Annotated in this window: 11 protein-coding genes and 1 pseudogene; 7 read left to right on the forward strand and 5 right to left on the reverse strand. The window is 76.9% G+C overall.

Features of this window, described 5'->3' with window-relative positions; genetic code table 11:
* Window positions 1–23: 23 nt before the first annotated feature.
* From recD to recC, 3 genes and pseudogenes are all read right to left on the reverse strand, one after another.
* Complete coding sequence (gene recD / locus CBP52_RS01920; RefSeq protein ID WP_198303514.1) at window positions 24–1,859, reverse strand: exodeoxyribonuclease V subunit alpha; 1,836 nt, start codon at window positions 1,857–1,859, stop codon at window positions 24–26.
* Window positions 1,856–5,230 (reverse strand): UvrD-helicase domain-containing protein, encoded by a 3,375-nt coding sequence (locus tag CBP52_RS01925; RefSeq protein ID WP_094179598.1) that lies wholly within the window; start codon window positions 5,228–5,230, stop codon window positions 1,856–1,858. The genes recD and CBP52_RS01925 overlap by 4 nt, the downstream gene beginning before the upstream one ends.
* A gap of 280 nt (window positions 5,231–5,510) precedes the next feature.
* Window positions 5,511–8,687: pseudogene (gene recC / locus CBP52_RS01930) on the reverse strand (exodeoxyribonuclease V subunit gamma); the annotation flags it as partial.
* A gap of 60 nt (window positions 8,688–8,747) precedes the next feature.
* Between recC and rlmC the strand changes: the two are divergent.
* Together rlmC and CBP52_RS01940 are read left to right on the forward strand one after the other, a co-directional pair.
* Window positions 8,748–9,866: a 23S rRNA (uracil(747)-C(5))-methyltransferase RlmC gene (rlmC, locus tag CBP52_RS01935; RefSeq protein ID WP_094182064.1), complete on the forward strand. Its 1,119-nt coding sequence runs from the start codon at window positions 8,748–8,750 to the stop codon at window positions 9,864–9,866.
* A 115-nt stretch (window positions 9,867–9,981) separates the two neighbouring features.
* Entirely contained in the window at window positions 9,982–11,967 is a 1,986-nt protein-coding gene (locus tag CBP52_RS01940; protein ID WP_094179599.1) for a hypothetical protein, read from the forward strand.
* Between the two features lie 10 nt (window positions 11,968–11,977).
* On the opposite strand, the gene mtnN is transcribed toward CBP52_RS01940, so the two are convergent.
* The gene (gene mtnN, locus CBP52_RS01945; protein WP_094179600.1) at window positions 11,978–12,715 is read right to left on the reverse strand and encodes a 5'-methylthioadenosine/S-adenosylhomocysteine nucleosidase; all 738 of its coding nucleotides are present in this window, start codon (window positions 12,713–12,715) and stop codon (window positions 11,978–11,980) included.
* Window positions 12,712–13,176 (reverse strand): S-ribosylhomocysteine lyase, encoded by a 465-nt coding sequence (locus CBP52_RS01950; RefSeq protein ID WP_094182065.1) that lies wholly within the window; start codon window positions 13,174–13,176, stop codon window positions 12,712–12,714. Before CBP52_RS01950 ends, mtnN begins: the two co-directional genes overlap by 4 nt.
* A 107-nt stretch (window positions 13,177–13,283) precedes the next feature.
* Between CBP52_RS01950 and CBP52_RS01955 the strand changes: the two genes are divergently transcribed.
* The 5 genes from CBP52_RS01955 to CBP52_RS01975 are packed head-to-tail and all read left to right on the forward strand — an operon-like array spanning window position 13,284 to window position 18,072.
* A complete protein-coding gene (locus CBP52_RS01955) occupies window positions 13,284–15,800 on the forward strand; it encodes an SGNH hydrolase domain-containing protein (RefSeq protein WP_094179601.1) in 2,517 nt (838 codons plus the stop codon).
* Window positions 15,800–16,117: a type VII secretion target gene (locus CBP52_RS01960; protein ID WP_094179602.1), complete on the forward strand. Its 318-nt coding sequence runs from the start codon at window positions 15,800–15,802 to the stop codon at window positions 16,115–16,117. Before CBP52_RS01955 ends, CBP52_RS01960 begins: the two co-directional genes overlap by 1 nt.
* The gene (locus tag CBP52_RS01965) at window positions 16,114–16,941 is read left to right on the forward strand and encodes a hypothetical protein (protein ID WP_094179603.1); all 828 of its coding nucleotides are present in this window, start codon (window positions 16,114–16,116) and stop codon (window positions 16,939–16,941) included. The genes CBP52_RS01960 and CBP52_RS01965 overlap by 4 nt, the downstream gene beginning before the upstream one ends.
* A 2-nt stretch (window positions 16,942–16,943) precedes the next feature.
* Entirely contained in the window at window positions 16,944–17,342 is a 399-nt protein-coding gene (locus CBP52_RS01970; protein ID WP_094179604.1) for a YbaB/EbfC family nucleoid-associated protein, read from the forward strand.
* Entirely contained in the window at window positions 17,329–18,072 is a 744-nt protein-coding gene (locus CBP52_RS01975) for a hypothetical protein (protein ID WP_094179605.1), read from the forward strand. The genes CBP52_RS01970 and CBP52_RS01975 overlap by 14 nt, the downstream gene beginning before the upstream one ends.
* Window positions 18,073–18,074: the final 2 nt, after the last annotated feature.

Genomic DNA, 18,074 nt, shown 5'->3' on the forward strand with positions numbered 1-18,074 from the left:
CGCGCCGGGTCGCCGACCGGCCGTCAGGGGCCGGGCGAGCCGAGCCCGCTCGCGCGCTGCACGCGGCGCCGCACGGCGGCGCGCACGGCCGCCTGCGTCCCGACGACCCGTAGGTGGTCCTGCGCGCGCGTGACGGCCGTGTACAGCAGCTCGCGCGTGAGCAGGGGCGACGAGGCCGGGGGCAGGAGCACGCTCACGCGCGTGAACTGGCTGCCCTGCCCGCGGTGGACGGTCATGGCGTGCACGCCCTGCACCGGCGGGAGCCGGTGCGTCGGGACGAGCCGGTGCCCCGCGGACGTCGCGAACGCGACCGCGACCCCGTCGGGCGTCGCGACCACGACGCCCGTGTCGCCGTTCGACAGCCCCGTGGCGCGGTCGTTGCTCGTGACGATCAACGGCCGGCCCGGTGGGAACGGAGCGCCCGAGCGGCCACCCGTCTCCTGCGCGACCCACTCCTCGGCGAGCGCCGCCCAGTGCGCGACGCCGGCCGGCCCCCGGCGGTGCGCCAGCAGCAGCCGGTGCTCGGCGAGCGCGGCGAGCGCCCCGTCCGCGTCGCCCGCGCGGGCGGCGGTCACGAGCCGCCGGCCCGTCGCGCGCACGTCCTGCTCGAGCGTCGCGACCTCGGCGGGGGTCGCCACGTCGCCTGCCGTCTCGACCCACTCCACCGACTCCCCGCCGGCGCGCAGGAGCGCCACGGTGCGCTCGTCGTCGCCGTCGCGGACGGCACGGGCGAGGTCCGCGAGCGCACGCCCGAACCGGTGCTCGCGGGTCAGCTCGACCACCCCGCCCGGGAGCGAGGCGACCAGGTCGCCCAGCACGGCGCCGGCCTCGACGCTCGCGAGCTGGTGAGCGTCGCCGACGAGCACGACGCGCGCCTGCGGGCGCACCGCCTCGAGCAGCCGGGCCATGAGGGACAGCGACATCATCGAGGTCTCGTCGACCACGACCACGTCGTGCGGCAGCCGGTGCCCGGCGTGGTGGCGGAACCGCGTGCTGCTGCCCGGGCGGTGCCCGAGCAGGCGGTGCACGGTGCTGGCGTGCATCTCGCCGACGCGCGCGCGGTCCGCGTCGAGCCCGAGCTCGGCGAGCGCGGCGACCTGGGCGTTGACGGACTCCTGCAGCCGCGCCGCGGCCTTGCCCGTGGGTGCCGCGAGCGCGACGCGCAGCCCGGGCCCGGCGACGTCCTGCAGCGCGGCGACGAGCCGCGCGACGGTCGTGGTCTTGCCGGTGCCCGGGCCGCCCGTGAGAACGGTGAGTCGCGAGGTCGCGGCGGTCCGCAGCGCGGCGCGCTGCCGCTCGTCCTCGGGCCGCGGGAACAGGCGCTCCACCGCGGCCTCGAGCCGGTCCGGGTCGACGTCGACGTGGGCGAGCCGCTGCGTGACCTGCGTGCGGACCTCGACCTCGTCGCGCCAGTACCGGTCGAGGTAGAGGCGGGCACCGGCCCACCGCAGCGGGCGGTCGTCGGGTCCGTCGGGTCCGTCGGCGACCGCGGGGCTCGACCGGACGGCCGCGACCCACGGGTCGAGGTCGGGCCACGGGAGGTCCGCGACCGTGCCGCGTGCGGACCCGTCGACCAGCACCTCGGCGTCGTCGTCCTGCGCGGGCTCGACGATCGTGCGCGCGTCCGCGAGCACGACGCACACCGACCCGGCCCGCAGCGCGCGCACGGCGAGGGCGACCGCGAGCGCCACGCGCTCGTCGTCCTCGCCGCACAGGCCGGTGACGCGGCGGGCGACGTGCACGTCCGCGGCGGTGAGCACGCGTGCGGCGACGAACGGCGCGAGCAGACCCGTGACGCGCCAGGGCACGTCCGGGTGCGGGTCGACAGCGGCACCGCCCATGGTCGTCGGGTCGTTCATCGGGCTCCCGCCAGGAGGTCGGACAGCGCGAGCACCAGCGGGGTCGGCGGGCGCCACGCGAGGACGCCCGTGGGGGCCGGGCCGCCGGGGCCGTCGAGCACGGGGGTTCCGGGGCCGAGCATCCCGCGCACGAACAGGTACAGCCCGCCGCCCAGGTGCGCGTCGGGGTCGTAGCCCGCCACCCGCCAGCGCAGGAACCGGTGCAACGCGACGGAGTACAGCACGAGCTGCAGCGGGTAGTGGTGCTCGACCATCGCCGCCAGCATGGCCGAGGGCCGGTAGTGCCACGCGGAGAGGGGCTCCTCCCACGGGCCCAGGCGGTTGGTCTTGTAGTCCACGACGAGGTAGCGGTGCCCGCCGCGCGCCGACGGCACGCGCAGCACGGCGTCGATGCTGCCCGTGAGGTAGCCGCGCAGCGTGCTCGCGGCGAGCACCGGGTCCGCCAACCGGTCGCCGTACCCGGCGAGCGGGTCGTCGGCGGGCACGTGCGTGCGCCACAGCGCGGCGACGTCCCGCAGCGACGCCGCGGTAGCGGCACCGTCGCGCACCCGGTCGCCGCCCGCGAGCGGCAGCTCGAAGTCCAGCTCGGGCAGCCGGTCCGCCGGTGCGACCTGCGCGAGCGTCAGCCCGTCGGCGAGCGGGCCGAGCGGGGTGTGCAGCGCGGGCAGGAGGCGCTCGGCGAGCTCGTCGGGACCGACCGGCAGCGCGCGGCCCGGGTCGGCCTGCGCGCACCGCTCCGCGACCTGCGCGACGAGGTCCGCCGCGCGCGTGTCCACGTTCTCGAGCACGTGGTGCACGAGCGTGCCGAACGCCGTCCCCGCCGGCAGGTCCGCCATGGGGGAGCCCAGCGCGCGCAGCGCGGCCTCGTCCGGGCCGGCGGTCGCCGCGTGGGTGGACGCGAGGGGAGCGCCCTCGGGCTCGTCCTGCACACCCGTCGTCTCGGGCTCCGACGAGGGCGCGTGGTGCTGCGCGTCGTACGCGGCGGCCGTCAGTCCCGTGTAGGACGTGCGACGCCACGCGGTGTCGAGGGTGCGGTCGAGGCGCGCGAGCGCGAGCGGGGGCGTCGGCGCGGGCGGGGGGGACCAGCGTGCCGGCGGACGCGCCTGCGCGACGCGCTCGTGCACCAGCGCGCCGCCCGTGGCCGCGGCGAGCGCGGCGAACGCCTGCCCGGCGGCGTCGTCGGACGGCACCGGGACGACCGGCGCGGGAGTGCCGTCCACGTCGCGCTCGGCCAGCAGCAGACGCGACAGCGGGCTGCGCTCGGCGTTGCGGCTCGGGGCCCACCACACGACCACCTGGCTGTGCGCGCGCGTGAGCGCGACGTAGGTGAGCCGCAGCTGCTCGCCCGCCTCGTCGTCCTGGTGCGCGCGCAGACCGTCGGCGTAGCCGGGGCTGTCGGGGCCGCCGACGTGCAGCGTCCGCGCGTCGTCGCGGTGGAACCGCAGCACGGGCGGGTCCGACGGCACCCACGTGTCCCACGCGAACGGCACGAGCGTGACCGGGAACTGCAGGCCCTTGCTCGCGTGCACGGTGATCACCTGGACCGCCGCGGCGTCGGTCTGCAGACGGCGGCTGCGCTCCTCGGCGTAGTCGCGCGCGGAGGCGTCGATGCGCGCGCGCAGCCACTCGAGCAGCGCGGACGCGCCGAGGCCCTCCTGCACGGTCACGGCGTGCAGTGCCTCGCCCACGTGCCGCACGTCCGTGAGCTCGCGCTCGCCGTCCGCGCGGCGCATCACGCGCTCGCGCATCCCGGCCGCGGCCTCGAGGAGCGCCGCGACGCCGCGCGACGCGAGCGTCGCGGACCAGGTGCGCACCCGCTCGGCGAGCCGGTCGCGCGCGTCGTCGTCGGCCTGCGCCAGGTCCGCCGCGGTCCAGCCGAGGAACGGGGTGAGCGCCGCACCGGCGGCGAGCCGCGCGTCGTCGGGCCGCGCGAGCGCGGACAGCAGGGTGAGCCAGTGCTGCGCGGCGCGGGTGCCGAACACGCTCGCCAGACCGGAGATCACCGCGGGCACGCCCGCGTCGGCGAGCGCGCGCTGCACCGCGGTCGCGTCACGGTTGCGGCGCACGAGCACCGCGACGTCGCCCGGGCGGACCTCGCGCCAGCCGGTGCCGTCGAGCACCTGGTGCGTGCGCAGCGTCTCGACGACCTGCGCCGCGACATCCGCGTACAGGAAGTCGCGCACCGCGCCGACGGCCGGGGTCCGTGCGGCCGTGGTGCGCAGCGCCTCACGGGTCACCTGGCGCAGGACCACGGGTGGCCCACCGCGCAGGCGCCGCCCGGTGCGCCGGGCCTGCACGGGGCGCACGACGATGCGCCGGTCGCCCAGCGCGGCTCCCTCGAGCACCGGGCGCAGGCCCGTGAGCACCTCGGGGTCCGCGCGGTGGTTGTGCGCGAGGGTCGCGCGGCGCGCGTGCTGCGCCGCCACCAGGTACGTCGCGACGTCGGCGCCGCGGAACGCGTAGATGGCCTGCTTGGGGTCGCCGATCAGGACGAGCGTGCGCTCGCCCGCGAACGCCGCCTCGAGGATCTGCCACTGCACCGGGTCGGTGTCCTGGAACTCGTCGACCATGACCACGCGGTACGCCCCGCGCACGCGCTCGCGGGCCGCCGGGCCGGTCACCGGGTCGGTGAGCGCGTCCCGCAGCAGCGTGAGCAGGTCGTCGTAGTCGACCACGCCCGCGGCCCGCTTGCGCCGCCGCATCTCCTGGCGGGCGACGTCCGCGAGCTTGAACCGGTGGAACGCGCGCGTGCCCGGCTCCGCGTCCGCGGGCTCGAGCGCGGCGGCGTGGTCGGAGATCGCCGCGTGCATCAGCTCGCGCGCCTCGCCGACCGTGACGAGCGGCTCGGGCTGCGCCGCGTACGTGCGCAGGTACAGGTCGTCGGCCACGTCCGCCTCGAGGTCGGCGACGTCCGGAACGAGCACCGCGTCGTGGTCCATGTCGGCGGTCGTGCCGAGCATCGCGAGCATCTGCTGGCAGAAGCCGTGCGTCGTGGTGATGGTCGCGGCGTCGAACTCCGCGACGGCCCGGGCGACGCGCGCGCGGCGGCGCTCGGCCTCGTCGGGCGGCACGTCCGCGAGCAGGGCGACCACCTCGTCCGACGACGAGCGTGCCGTGGCCGGGTCGCGCAGCGCGCGCTCGACCTCGACGAGGCGTGAGCGCACGCGGTCGCGCAGCTCGGTGGTCGCGGCGCGGCCGAACGTCACGAGCATCAGCTCGGGCAGGCGCACGTCGAGCTCGGCGACGTACCGCACGGCGAGCGACGCGATCGTCCACGTCTTGCCGGTGCCGGCGCTCGCCTCGAGGACCACGGTCTCGACGCCGGGCAGCGGGCCGCACGCGTCGAAAACGGGAACGGCATCGTCGTTCACACCGCCTCCTCGAACCGCTCGTGCTGCAGCAGCGCGTCCCACACGCGGGCCGCGAGCGCCCCGAACCGGGTGGGTTCCTGGGGCGCAGCGTCCGGTCGAGCGCGGTGGGCTCACCGAGCAGGTCGTCGAGCGCGAACCCGTCCCCCCACGCGAGCACGTGGTAGGCGTCGACCCGTTCGAACCCGCCGCGGCCGCTCTCCGCGTCGTCGAGCGAGCCGAGCTCGCGGCGCGCGGCTCGCAGCGCCTCGGAGGTGGACCCGCGTTCCCAGCGGCACGCCGCGTAGGCGTGGCTCGTGCGGGTGAGCAGCGGGATCGGCGCGAGCATCGCCTCGTCGCGCACCGCGACGAGCTCGCCCAGCAGCTCGCGCGCGAGCCCGGGCTCGGGTGCGCGCAGCACGGACCGGTCGGCGTCGCCGCGGCCCCGCCCGATCGTCACGGCCCGTCGGACCTGCGCGCCGCTCGCGGCCAGGGCGAGCAGGAGCACCCACGACTCGAGCAGGTGCTTGGCCGCGAGCCGCGAGTACACGACGCGCACGAGCTGCCCGTCGCGCAGCCCGGCCACCGTCCCGGTGACCGACCGGGTCGCGTGCGGCAGCGCCACGCGCACGTCGCACGAGGCGGCCTCGCCCGCGAGGTAGGGACGGGCGGCCTCGAGGATCGGCCGGGCCTCGTCCAGGATCGCCTCGAGCGTGGCCCCGCCGAGCTCGCGCGGGGGCAGGTGGCCGCGGCGTCGCTCCGCGGCCGCGGCGGCCGCCAGGTCGGCGCCGTCGAGCGTCGCACTGAGCACGCGGTCGCCGATCGCCCAGCGGGTGAGCGCGTCCAGCTCGAGCGGCATCCGGTCGTCGAGCTGCGGCTCGTCGCGCGGCAGCGTCGCGTCGAGGCGCTGCCGGAAGAACGCGCGCGGCGCGTGCTGCAGCGCGGCCACGAGGTCCGCGAGGTCCACATCGCCCCCGGCGCTGCCGGGCGGGGGCAGCGGGGTCGGGACGAGCACGTCGGACACGGCGCGTGGGCCCGTCGCGGCACGCGCCGCCGCGAGGTCGAGCGCGTCGAACCCGAACGGCCCGGGCCGGCCGAGCGCGCCGGGCGTGAACACGCGCGGGTCGACGGGCTGCAGCGGGTGCTCGACGACGAGGGCGGCGCGCGCACCCCCGGGCAGCGCGACGGCCTCGTCGACCGCGTCCAGCAGCTCGCCCACGGGCACGCACGGCGGCCGGTGCGCGCCGGTCCGCTCGTCGGCACCCGTGTGCAGCACCACGAGGTGCTCGGTCGCGGACGTGACGGCGTCGAGGAAGAGCTGGCGGTCCTCCTGACGGCGGTCGCGCTCACCGACGAGCGGGTCGCGCGCGAGCACGTCGTCGCCGTCGCGGCGGCCCCCGCGCGGGAACACGCCGTCGTCCATGCCGAGCAGCACGACCACCCGGTGCGGCACGGCCCGCATGGGTGCGAGCGAGCAGACGGTCAGCGCGCCGGTGCGGAAGCCGGTGCGCGTCGGCCGTCCCTCGAGGCGCGGGCCGAGCAGGGCGACCACGTCCCGCAGCCGCAGCGCGCTGGACCGGCCCGCCGCGTCCTCGCGCGCCGCGGCGAGCACGCGTTGCGCCTCGGCCTGCTGCCACCGGTCGACCGGTGCCACGTCGGTGAGCAGGAGCAGCGCGCGGTCCATCGCGTCGAACCAGCCTGCGGCGGGGTGCGCGCCGTCCAGGTCGGCCAGGACCGCGGTGAGCCGGTCCAGCAGCTCGGCCACGCGGCCGACGAGCGCGACGTCCGAGGAGCCCACGTCGTCCACCGGGAGCACGGGGCCGACGTACCGCTGACCCTCCTCGGCCATCGCCACGCCGAGCAGTAGCCGGTCGAGCGCGGCGGCCCACGTGCCCTGCGGGACCGCACCGAGCCGGTAGAGCGCGCGGCGCTCGACGTCCTCGCCCCAGTGCACGCCCGACTCGAGCGCCCACGCGCGCAGCCGGTCCAGCGCCTCGTCGTCCAGCCCGAACCGGCGTCGCACCGGAGCGGTCTCCGCGAGGTCGACGACCGCCGAGGCGGTCACGCGCGAGCCCGCGAGCTCCAGGAGCGTGGTGAGCACCGCGAGCACCGGGTTGGCGCGCGCGGGGGACCGGTCGGCGATGCGCACCCGCAGGGTGCGGCCGGGGTGCTCGGGCGTCCCGGGCTCGTCGGGCGCGGGGCCGAAGACGGCGTGCACGAGCGGCGCGAACGCCTCGACGTCGGGGCACATCACGAGCACGTCGCGCGGCTCGAGCGTCGGGTCGTCCGCGAGGAGGCCGACGACGACGTCCCGCAGCACCTCGACCTGACGGGACCGGCCGTGGCAGGAGTGCACCTGCAGCGACCGGTCGGCGGGGTCCGCAGACACCGGTCGCGACGAGCCCGGGGGCGCGTCGGCGCGCACGCGTGCCTGCAGCGCGCCGAGCACGCTCGCGGCCGGCGGCTCGGCGACGAGCTCGTGGACCACCGGGTCGAGCGCCTTGACCCGCGCGGCGAGCTCGGTCGCGTCGGTCGCCATCGAGCGCAGCAACGGGTGGTGCGCGCCCGGACGGACGTCGCGCCGCCGGCGTGTCCCGGCGACGGGCTCGACCGCCCGCCACAGCGTGAGCGACGGCTGGGGGAGCCACACGTGCACGTCCCGGCGCGCCGCCAACGCGCTGAGCACGGCGAGGTGCGCGGCGGGCAGCGACGTCGGGCCGAGCACGTGCAGCCGCTCGGGGAGGTCGACCAGCCCGGGCTCCTCGACGAGCCGCGCGACCGCCTCGTCGACCCGCAGCGCGGGCGGCGGACCGAGCCGCTCGACGAGCAGGCGCCACAGCACGGGCTGCCAGGCCAGGTCCGGGGGGAGCGGGCCGCCGGCCCCGTCCCCCGCCGCCGTGGCGGGGGACCCGACCGGCGCGGTGGTCCAGGCCCGGGCGAGCGAGGGGCGACGCGCGTCGTAGGCGGCCAGGAGCCGCGCGACCCGCTGCGCGAGGTGCATCCGCCGGCCCGCGCGTTGCGCGTCGTCCTCGCCGTGCCCGGCACTGCCGAGGTGGTTCGCGACGGTCGCGAGCCACGGCTCGTCGGCGTGCGTGTCGAGGACGTCGAGCACGTCCCACTGCAACGCCTGCGGCCGCCACGGGTCGCTGCCGCGGTCGACGCCCGCCACGGCCGCCAGCACGTCGCCGACGACGCGCGCGGGCGGGTCGAACCGCACGTTCGCGCACACGCCGTCCTGCAGCACCTGGTCACCGACGCCCAGGCGGTGCGCGAGCCGCTGCGCGACCCAGCGCTCCACGCCGCGGGTCGGCACGGCCACGAGGTCCACCGCGAACGGGTCCGCGGGCGGGCGTGCGAGCTCGTCGGCCAGCGCGGCGACGAGCGCGTCCGCGCGCTCCGCGACGTGCACGTGCAGGCGGCCACCTCCCGCCGCGGCGCCGCCCGCACCGACCTCGCCGACCTCGCCACCCTCGTCACCCACGCCCGCACCCTAGCCACCCGCCCCGACAGCCCGCGCGACGCGGGCCCGTACCCTGTGGACGTGCAGTGCTCCTACTACGACGCGGGGCTGTGCCGGTCCTGCGCCTGGATGGGACGCCCGTACGACGAGCAGCTCGCCGCCAAGCAGACGCACGCGCGCGGTCTGCTCGCCGACCACCCCGACGCGCGCTGGCTCCCGCCCGTCGCGAGCCCCGGGTCGGGCTTCCGCAACAAGGCCAAGATGGTCGTCGCGGGCACGGCGGCGCACCCCACCCTGGGCATCCTCGACGCCGCCGGGCGCGGCGTGGACCTGCAGGGCTGCGGCCTGTATCCCGACGAGCTGCGTGCCGCGTTCCCCGCGGTCGCGCGGTTCGTGACCCGCGCCGCGATCGAGCCGTACGACGTGCCCGCGCGGCGCGGCGAGCTCAAGCACGTCCTGCTCACGCGCGCCCCGGACGGGCGCCTGATGCTGCGGCTCGTCCTGCGCTCGCAGGAGGCCGTCGCGCGCATCCGCAAGCACCTGCCGAGCCTCCGCGCCGAGCTGCCGACGCTCGCGGTCGCGAGCGTCAACGTCCTGCCCGAGCACAAGGCCGTGCTCGAGGGTGACCTGGAGATCCCGCTGACCGAGCAGCAGACGCTCACGATGGACGTCGACGGCGTCGCGCTGCACCTGCGCCCGCGCTCGTTCTTCCAGACGAACACGGACGTCACCGCCGCGCTGTACCGCCAGGCGGCCGCCTGGGTGCAGCAGAGCGCGCCGACGAGCGTGTGGGACCTGTACTGCGGTGTCGGTGGGTTCGCGCTGCACGTGCACGCGGCGCACGTCGTCGGCGTCGAGACGAGCGAGGAGGCGGTCGCGAGCGCGCGGGCCACGGCCGCGGAGCTCGGTCGCCCGGCGACGTTCGTGGCCGCCGACGCCACCGCGTGGGCGCTCGCGCAGGGTGCGCCCCCGGACCTCGTCGTGGTCAACCCGCCGCGGCGCGGCATCGGTCCCGCGCTCGCGGGCTGGCTCGAGGGCTCGGGTGTGACGCGCGTCGTCTACTCGTCGTGCAACGCGGTGTCGCTCGCGCGCGACCTCGCGGCGATGGGCTCGTTCGCCGTGCGCGAGGCGCGCGTGTTCGACATGTTCCCGCAGACCACGCACTACGAGGTCGCAGTCCTCCTCGAACGGAGGACCTGAGCGCGGCGCCCTCGCCCGTGCGGGCGTGAACGGGACGAAGCGGGCGCCGGAACATCGCCCGGGCGGCTACAGTCGCGTCGGCACCCGGTCCCGAGCACGACGAAGGAGCGCGACGATGAGCAGCCCGGACGAGCAGCCCGGCGGGCCCCACCCGTACTCGTCGGGCGGGTACCCGCCCCCGCCGGCGAAGCGGCCCAGCGCGTTCGCGGGCGTGCCCGTGCGCGACTACGTGACGGACGCGGTCGCCTTGCTCCTCCTGCTCGTCAGCCTCGGCCTCGGGTGGGACTACCGCTACACCGCCGGCGAGCGGCTCGAGGTCGTGCTCGCCACAGTCGTGTCCGTGCTGTCGCTCACGCTGTTCTACCTCGCGCGCTTCGGGGCGCTGCCGCGCGGGTGGACCAACCGCACGGTGCTCGCCGCGCGCGCGCTCGCGAACGTGCCGTACGTGCTGCTCGTCGTCGTGTACCTCGTGCTCGACGTGGGCGTGGCCTTCACCGACGAGGTCGTCGGGGAAGTCGTGCCCGGGGGGATCGGCCCGGCGGTCGCGGTCGGGCTCGCGGGCGTCGCGGTCGCGGCCGGCCCGCGGGTCGCAGAGCTCGGCAGCGCGCGCACCGTCGAGCTGGTCACCGCCTGGACCCGCCGTGCGCTCGTCGCGCTCCTCGGGGTCGCGCTCGCGCTGCAGCTCGTGAGCCTCGTCGACCTCGCCACGAACCTCGCGGACCTGCTGCGGCTCGACGGCGGCTGGGGCCTGGTGCTGGTCTCGCTCGGGGGGACGCTCCTCGTCGCGCTCGTCGCCGCCGTGCCCGTGCTGGGCGTCGTGCGCGGGTCCGCCGCCTGGCGGTGGGTGCTGCTCGCGGCCGCGACGACCGCGACCTTCTGGTTCGTCTTCTACGGACCGTTCCACGGCGAGCAGCCCGGGTCCGGCTTCCACACGGCGCTGACCGTCGCGACGTGGCACGCGGGCTACGTCGTGCTGCCTGCCGCGGGTGCCGTCGTGCTCTACCCGGTGTGGAGCCGGCTCGTGCGTCCGGTCGCGCCGCCCGAGCGCGAGTGGTTCGACGTGGCCCACCGGTCGTGGCTGGCGGTCGTCGTGATCGTGGCGGGCTACGCCCTGCTGCACCTCGTGGTCGTCGTGGCGTCCGGCACCGCCGGCGGCGGGGTCCGCGCGTGGGAGGTCGCGCTCGTCGTGGTGCTGGTGCTGACGGCGCTCGCGGCGTTCGTCGCGCGGACGGTGCACGCGGGCGACCCGGCGGGCGGGCGGCCGGCGGCGCTCGTCGCGACGTTCGTGGTGGTCGCGCTCGGCATCGTCGCGCTCGCGCTGCTCGGGGACGCGGACGCGCTCCCGCGTCTGCTCGGCCAGGTGGACCTGTCCGACCTGCTCGTGGCGTTCGGCCTCCCGACGCTCGCGACCGTCGCGCTGCTCGGTCCCGCGTCGGTCCGGAAGTGGTACGCGGTGCACGGCGGCGCCGTACGTCAGCCGTGGACCGGCGAGCCGCAGCCGGCGTTCGCGCACCCCGTGCCGACGGGCGTGCCCACGCAGGCGTCCGCGCCCGTGGTGCCGCCCACGGCCCAGCCCGCCCCGGCCGAGCCGCTCCCGTCCCAGCCCGCCCCGGTCCGGCCCGTGACGGCGGAGCCGGTCGCCGAGGAGCACGCGGCCGAGCCCGTCGCAGCGGAGCCCGTCGCAGCGGAGCCCGTCGCGGCGGAGCCCGTGGCTGCGGTGCCCGACGCCGGGCCCGCGCCCACCGTGCCGCTGCAGCGCGCCGAGCCCGACGCCGCGGGCCCCGGCGAGACCGACCCTGCGACGACGCAGGAGGAGCCGACCTGGTTCGACGAGTACGCGGGGGACGACCCGGCCGAGGGTCAGGAGCCGGAGCCCGCCGCCCCGGCCCACCCGGACGCGGCTCCTGCGCACCCGTTCACGGCCGAGCAGGCGAGCGACCCGTCGACGGACCTCGAGGTGCTCGCGGCGATCGCGGCGCAGGCCCCCGAGCTGCGCGTGCACCTCGCGTCCAACCCGTCCACCTACCCGGACCTGCTGGAGTGGCTCGGCCGGCTCGGTGACCCGCAGATCGACGCGGCGCTCGCCGCCCGGCGCGGCTGAGGGGGCGCGGTCAGGAGTCCGCGGGCAGCGCGCGCAGCAGCGCGCGCACGACGGCCGCGGAACGGTCGGCGGCGTCGTCGACGTGGGTGGTGAACTCGCCCGCGTCGACGGGGCTGCACAGGTCGCTGATGCCGCGCACGGACAGGAACGGCACGCCGAACAGGTGCGCGACCTGCGCGAGCGCGGCGGACTCCATGTCCGTCGCGAGCGCTGTGGGGAACGCGGCGCGCACGCCCTCGACGCGCTCGGCGTCGACGAACACGTCGCCGGAGACCACGTCGCCGCGCAGCACCCGCACCCCGGGCTCGACGGGCCACGCGGGCAGGGTGTCCGCGGCCCGGTGCGCCTGGTCGCGCAGCCCGGCCTCGGCGGCGTAGGTGGCAGGCATGCCGGGCACCTGGCCGAGCGCATAGCCGAACGCGCGGGCGTCGGCGTTCGAGTGCACGTGCTCGTCACCGACGACCACGTCACCGACGCGCACGCCCACGCCGAGGCCGCCCGCGCTCCCACCGCTGACGAGCACGCGCGTGCGATGGGCGGCGAGCGCGACGGACGCCGCGGTGGCGGCGTTGACCAGGCCGATCCCGGAGCGCACGAGCAGGACCCGTCGCCCGCCGAGCCGCAGGGACCGGTGCTCGGCACCGCCGGGCGCGACCATCGTGGCGCCCACCTCGTCGGCGGCCGTGACGAACGCCTCGGCCTCGACGGGCATGGCGACGACGACGACCGCGTCGAGCCGTGCGCTCATGCGGTCACCGTCGACCAGTGCGCACGCTGCGCGAGGAACGCGCGCGCGGCGTCCTGCGCCCCGGTCAGGGTGTGGTTGGCACCCCACCCGCACTGCACCTCGTTCGCGGCGGGCACCTCGTCGGCGTCCAGCACGTCGCGCAGGGTCGCCTCGACGAGGTCGAGCACGTCGTCGTACTCCCACCGCCCCGCGAGCGTGAGGTAGAAGCCGGTCTGGCAGCCCATGGGGGAGAAGTCGACCACCCGGTCGGTGTGGTTGCGCGAGTGCTCGGCGACGAGGTGCTCGAGCGAGTGCACGGTCGGCATCTCGAGGTGCGCGACGTTGGGCTGCGTGAACCGCACGTCGTACTTCTCGATGACGTCGCCCGCGGGCAGCACCTTGGTGTCCGCGAGGCGCACGTACGGTGCGGCGACGGTGCGGTGGTCCAGGTTGAACGACTCGACGTTCATGCGGTCGGGCATCACGGCTCCCAGGTTCGGCGGCCCTCATTGTCTCCCGGCCGCGGCGCGGACCTCACGCGGGGCCGTCTCACCGTGCGACGTCCCGGACGGGACGCTAGCGTGCGCCGGTGCCCGCCCCCCGGTCCCTGACGCTCCCGGCCGCGCCCGCGCGTCCGGCGACGCCGCACGCGCCGACGACCACGGCCGCTCCGTCCGCACGTCAGGGGTTCCGGCGTGACGTGCAGGGGCTGCGCGCGGTGGCGGTGCTGCTCGTCCTCGCGTTCCACGCCGGCCTGCCCGTGCCCGGAGGGTTCGTCGGGGTGGACGTGTTCTTCGTCCTGTCGGGCTTCCTCATCACGGGTCTGGTCGCCGACGAGGTCGCGCGCACGGGCCGGCTGCGTCTCGCGCGGTTCTACGCCCGCCGGGCCCGACGCCTGCTGCCCGCGGCCGCACTGACGCTCGTCGCCGTCGTGGCCGCCACCGCGCTGTGGCTGCCGGTGACGCGGTGGCGGGACGTGGCGGGCGACGTCGTCGCGACGTCGCTGTACGTCGTGAACTGGCGACTCGCGGACCGTTCGGTCGACTACCTCGCGCAGGACGCCGCGGCGAGCCCCGTGCAGCACTTCTGGTCGCTCGCGGTGGAGGAGCAGTTCTACGTCGTGTGGCCGGTGCTGGTGGTGGGGCTCGTCGCGCTCGCGCGGCTGCGCGGCCGGCGGGTGTCGCGGCGTGCGCTCGTGGTGGGTGTCGTGGCGGTCGGGGGAGCGTCGCTCGCCTGGTCGGTGTGGCTGACCGCGGCGGACCCGTCGCGGGCGTACTTCGTGACGACGACGCGCGCGTGGGAGCTCGCGGCGGGCGGGCTCCTCGCGCTGCTCGCGCACCGCGTGGCGCGCCTGCCCGCGGTCGCGCTGCGCGCGGCGGGCTGGGTGGGGCTCGGCCTCGTCGTCCTCGCGGCGTTCGTGTTCGAGCCGACGACGCCTTTCCCGGGCCTGGCGGCGGCGGTGCCGGTCGGTGGGACCGTGCTGGTGCTGGCGGCCGGGATCGCCGGCCCCGGGCTGCGGCCGCTGACCGCTCGGGCGCTGCAGCCCGTGGGGGCCACGTCGTACTCGCTGTACCTGTGGCACTGGCCTGCGGTCGTGGTCGCGACCGCGCTCGCGGACGGGGTGCCGTCGACCCGCGACCTCGTCGTCGCCGTCGTGGTCTCCGCGATCCCCGCCGTCGTGTCCTACCGCCTGGTCGAGCGTCCGCTGCACACGTCCGCGCGGCTGCGCGCGGGCACGGCCCGGTCGGCGGTGCTCGGCGTCGTGTGCACGCTCGTCGGGCTGCTCGCCGCGGTCCTGCTGCTGCGTGCGATCCCGACGACCCCGACCGACGCCGACCCGCCGGGCGCGCGGGTCCTGCGGGACGGCACGTGGACGGGACCGGATGCCGCGACCGACCTCGACCGTCTGGTCCCCGCGCTCGCCGACGCGACCCAGGACGTCGCGGAGCTGTACGGGCAGGACTGCCACCAGAACGCGCTCGGCACGGAGCCTGCCGCGTGCACGTTCGGCCGCGCGGACGCGCGCACGGTCGTCGCGCTCGTGGGGGACTCGCACGCGGGGCAGTGGCAGCCTCCGCTCGCGGCGATCGCGCAGGACGAGGGCTGGCGGCTCGACACGTACACCAAGGGCAGCTGTGCACTCACGGCCGCGCGCACGTGGCTCGGCACGATGCAGGCGCCGTACGACGCGTGCACCGCGTGGAACGAGGCCGTCGTCGCGCGCCTGCTGGCGGACCCGCCGGACGTCGTGGTCGTGAGCAACAACCGGATCGAGGTCGCCGGTGCCGACGGTGCGCTCGTGCGTGGCCGCGCCGGCGACGAGGTCGCGGTGGCCGGGCTCGCCGCGACGTGGCAGCGGCTGCGCGACGCCGGGATCGAGGTCGTCGCACTGGGGGACACGCCGTGGGTCGGGATCGACGTGCCGGAGTGCGTCGCGCAGCACCGTGACACGTGGACGCGTGACTGCGCGCCCGACGCCGACGCGCCGCTGCGGCGCTCGGGTCTCGCGCAGCAGGAGGCGGCGGCGCGGGACCAGGGCGTGCCGCTGCTCGACCTCACGGACCGGATGTGTCCCGACGAGGTCTGTCCCGCGATCATCGGCGGCGTGCTGGTGTGGCGCGACGTCAGCCACGTGACCGCGAGCTACGCCCGCACCCTCGAACCCGATCTGCGCGACTGGCTGGTGCCGCTGGTCCCGAGCAGGGAGGACGTCGCCGCGTCGGACGACCCGCCCACGACGGGCGTGCACACCGCTACTCTCGCGGCCATGGCCACGGAAGACTTGGAGTCCGTCCTGGCGGACGGGATCGCGTACCTGAGGGCGGCGCAGGGCGTGCGCCCGACGACCTCGCACGCGCCGACGACCGGCGTGGACCGGGACGGCCTGGTCGAGGTCGTCGTCGACGGTCACGGTCTGCTGGCCGACATCGTGTTCGCGTCCGACCTTGCACGGCTCGCACCGGAGCAGCTCGAGGCGGCCGTGCTCGACGCGGTGCGTGACGCGTACCGCGGTACGGGACGCCCGCGTCTCCAGGCCCTGCCGAGCTTGGGGGACAGCGAGGTCGCGGCGCGTGTCCGGCAGGTTCTCGCGGAGGAGGGGAAGTGATGGACGAGTTCTCGGTCGACCCGGTGCGGCTCGCCGCCGAGGTCGGGAACGTCTTCGCCGTGAGCGACGAGCTCGACGGCGCGGTGAGCGCCGGTCTCGCGGCGCAGGGGATGTCGCAGACCGCGTTCGGTCTGCTGTGCATCGCGATGGTCCCGCCCTCGCAGACGGTCCAGACCGCGGCGGTCGCGGCGCTGCGTGCCGAGGCGGGGGCGTACGAGGCCGTCGCCCTGAACCTGCGCCACACGGTGGCGGACTACGAGGCGGCCGACGCCGCATCGGCCGCGCGCAACCGCGGGCTCCTGGGGCGTCTGGGATGACCCTGGTCGTCGAGCCCGAGACGTGGGAGGCGCCCGCGTGGTTCGAGGGGACCGCGCTGGGCGTGCCGGTCGTCGGGTCGCTGTTCTCGACGGGTGCGAGCCTGGGCTCGGGGGACTGGGCGGGGGCCCTGGGATCGGCCGCGGGGAGCGTCGGCGACCTCGTCGGCGTCGCGGTCGACCCTCTCGGCACCCTCGCGTCCAGCGTCGCGGGCTTCCTGCTGGACCGCTTCTCCTGGTTCCAGGAGGCTCTCGACGTGCTCGTCGGTGACCCTGCCGTGGTCACCGCGGTCGGTCTGACCTGGGCGAACGTCGGCGCCACGTTGGAGATGCAGTCCGACCGTCTGATCGAGATCCGCGACCGGACGGCGCAGTACTGGCACGGACCCGCCGCCGACGCGTTCCGGCGCCGCGTGACCGAGATGGCGCACCGGGCCACCGTGGAGGCCTTCGCGTGCCGGTGCGTGAACACCGGGTTCGCGATCGGGAGCGGGATCGTCGAGATCGTCCGGCAGATCGTGTCCGCCATCTGTGCCGAGCTCGTCGGCAAGCTGATCGTCTGGGTGGCCGAGGCGCTGGGGACTCTCGGCTTCGGCGTGCCCGTCGTCGTCGCGCAGGCAACCTCCGCGATCGCCCGCTGGGTCGACGACGCCGCGAGGTGGACGGACGAGCTGCTCCAGTCGACCGGGCGCTTCTGCGACCTCCTGGCCGACCTGTACCGGGCGTTCGACGAGGTCGGGCTCTACAACCTCGGCATCGGGCCGGACACGGTGGTCGGCGCCGGTGCCTCGGGGGTCGACCAGGGCGCCCAGACGGTCGGAGGCTGACCATGGACCCCTACGCACCGCTCGCGGACGCACGTGAGCGGCTCAAGCAGCTGCAGCGCGACGCGCACCAGACGGCAGCCGAGACCGCTCGCATCGCGGCACGCATCGAGCAGGCCACCTACTCGGCATGGTCGGCCGGGCGCGAGGTCCGCGTCACGCTCGGTCCCGATGCGCTGATCCAGGGCGTGGAGTTCACGCCGCACGCCATGCGCACAGCTCCGCGCGCCCTCGCCGCCGCGACGATGGACGCGCACCGCAGGGCCGTCGCGCTGCTGCGTGCATCGGTCGACGAGGCCGTGCGCGAGGCACCGGCGTCCGTCGGCGACCTCTCCGGCGCGGTCGCCGCCGCTGCCCACGAGATGCTGCCCGCGGCCGACGAGCCGCCCGATGTCCGGCGCTGACCCGCGGCCGAGCGGCGCGCGCCTGCGCCGCCGCTCGTGGACCGCTGCGGGCGCGGTCCTGCCGGTGACCGGCGTCGCGACGATCGCGGGTTGCGTCGTCGCCGCCGGCCTCGCCAGCGGCCCCGCGCAGCGGATCGTCGTCGCGGCCGTCCTCGTCGTCGGCGTCCTGGGCGGCGTCCTGTGGCGACGGGCCGGCGGCGCGGAGGCGACCCACGGTCGCGTCGCGTCCGCCCGAGCCGCGTGGGCACGGACCTGGAACGGCGCCAGGCTCGTCGACGACGGCCCGCCCGACCCCCGGGACGCCGCGCTCGCGCTCCCGCGAGGGTGGAGGGTCGAGGCCGCACGCGGCAGGCTGCGTCTCGCGGTCTCCGGCATGCCGGTGCGCTGCGAAACCTGGGTGCTGCGTGCGGTGCCCGGCTCGCGCCGCTCTCCCGTGCGCCGCGAGGTCGTGGCTGCCGACGCGCGCACCGGCCCGGCCCGCGTCAGCGTGCCGATCGGGGCGACCGCGGACTCGATGCTCGTCACCCCGGCGTGGGCGGGCCGCCGCGAGACGGCCGATCCGGCCTGGCTGCCGGCCGTGCGCGAGCGGGTCGCGCGCCACGAGGACCTGCTCTCGACACTCACCATCGGCGACGACCGCGTCGTCCTCCTCGCGCTCGACGACCCTCGCCCCGAGACGACCGTCGCCCGCGCTCACCTGGTGCGCGACATCGCAGCGACCATCGGCTGACT

The organism is Cellulomonas sp. PSBB021 (genome assembly GCF_002240455.1).
GTDB classification, from domain to species: Bacteria; Actinomycetota; Actinomycetes; order Actinomycetales; family Cellulomonadaceae; genus Cellulomonas; species Cellulomonas uda.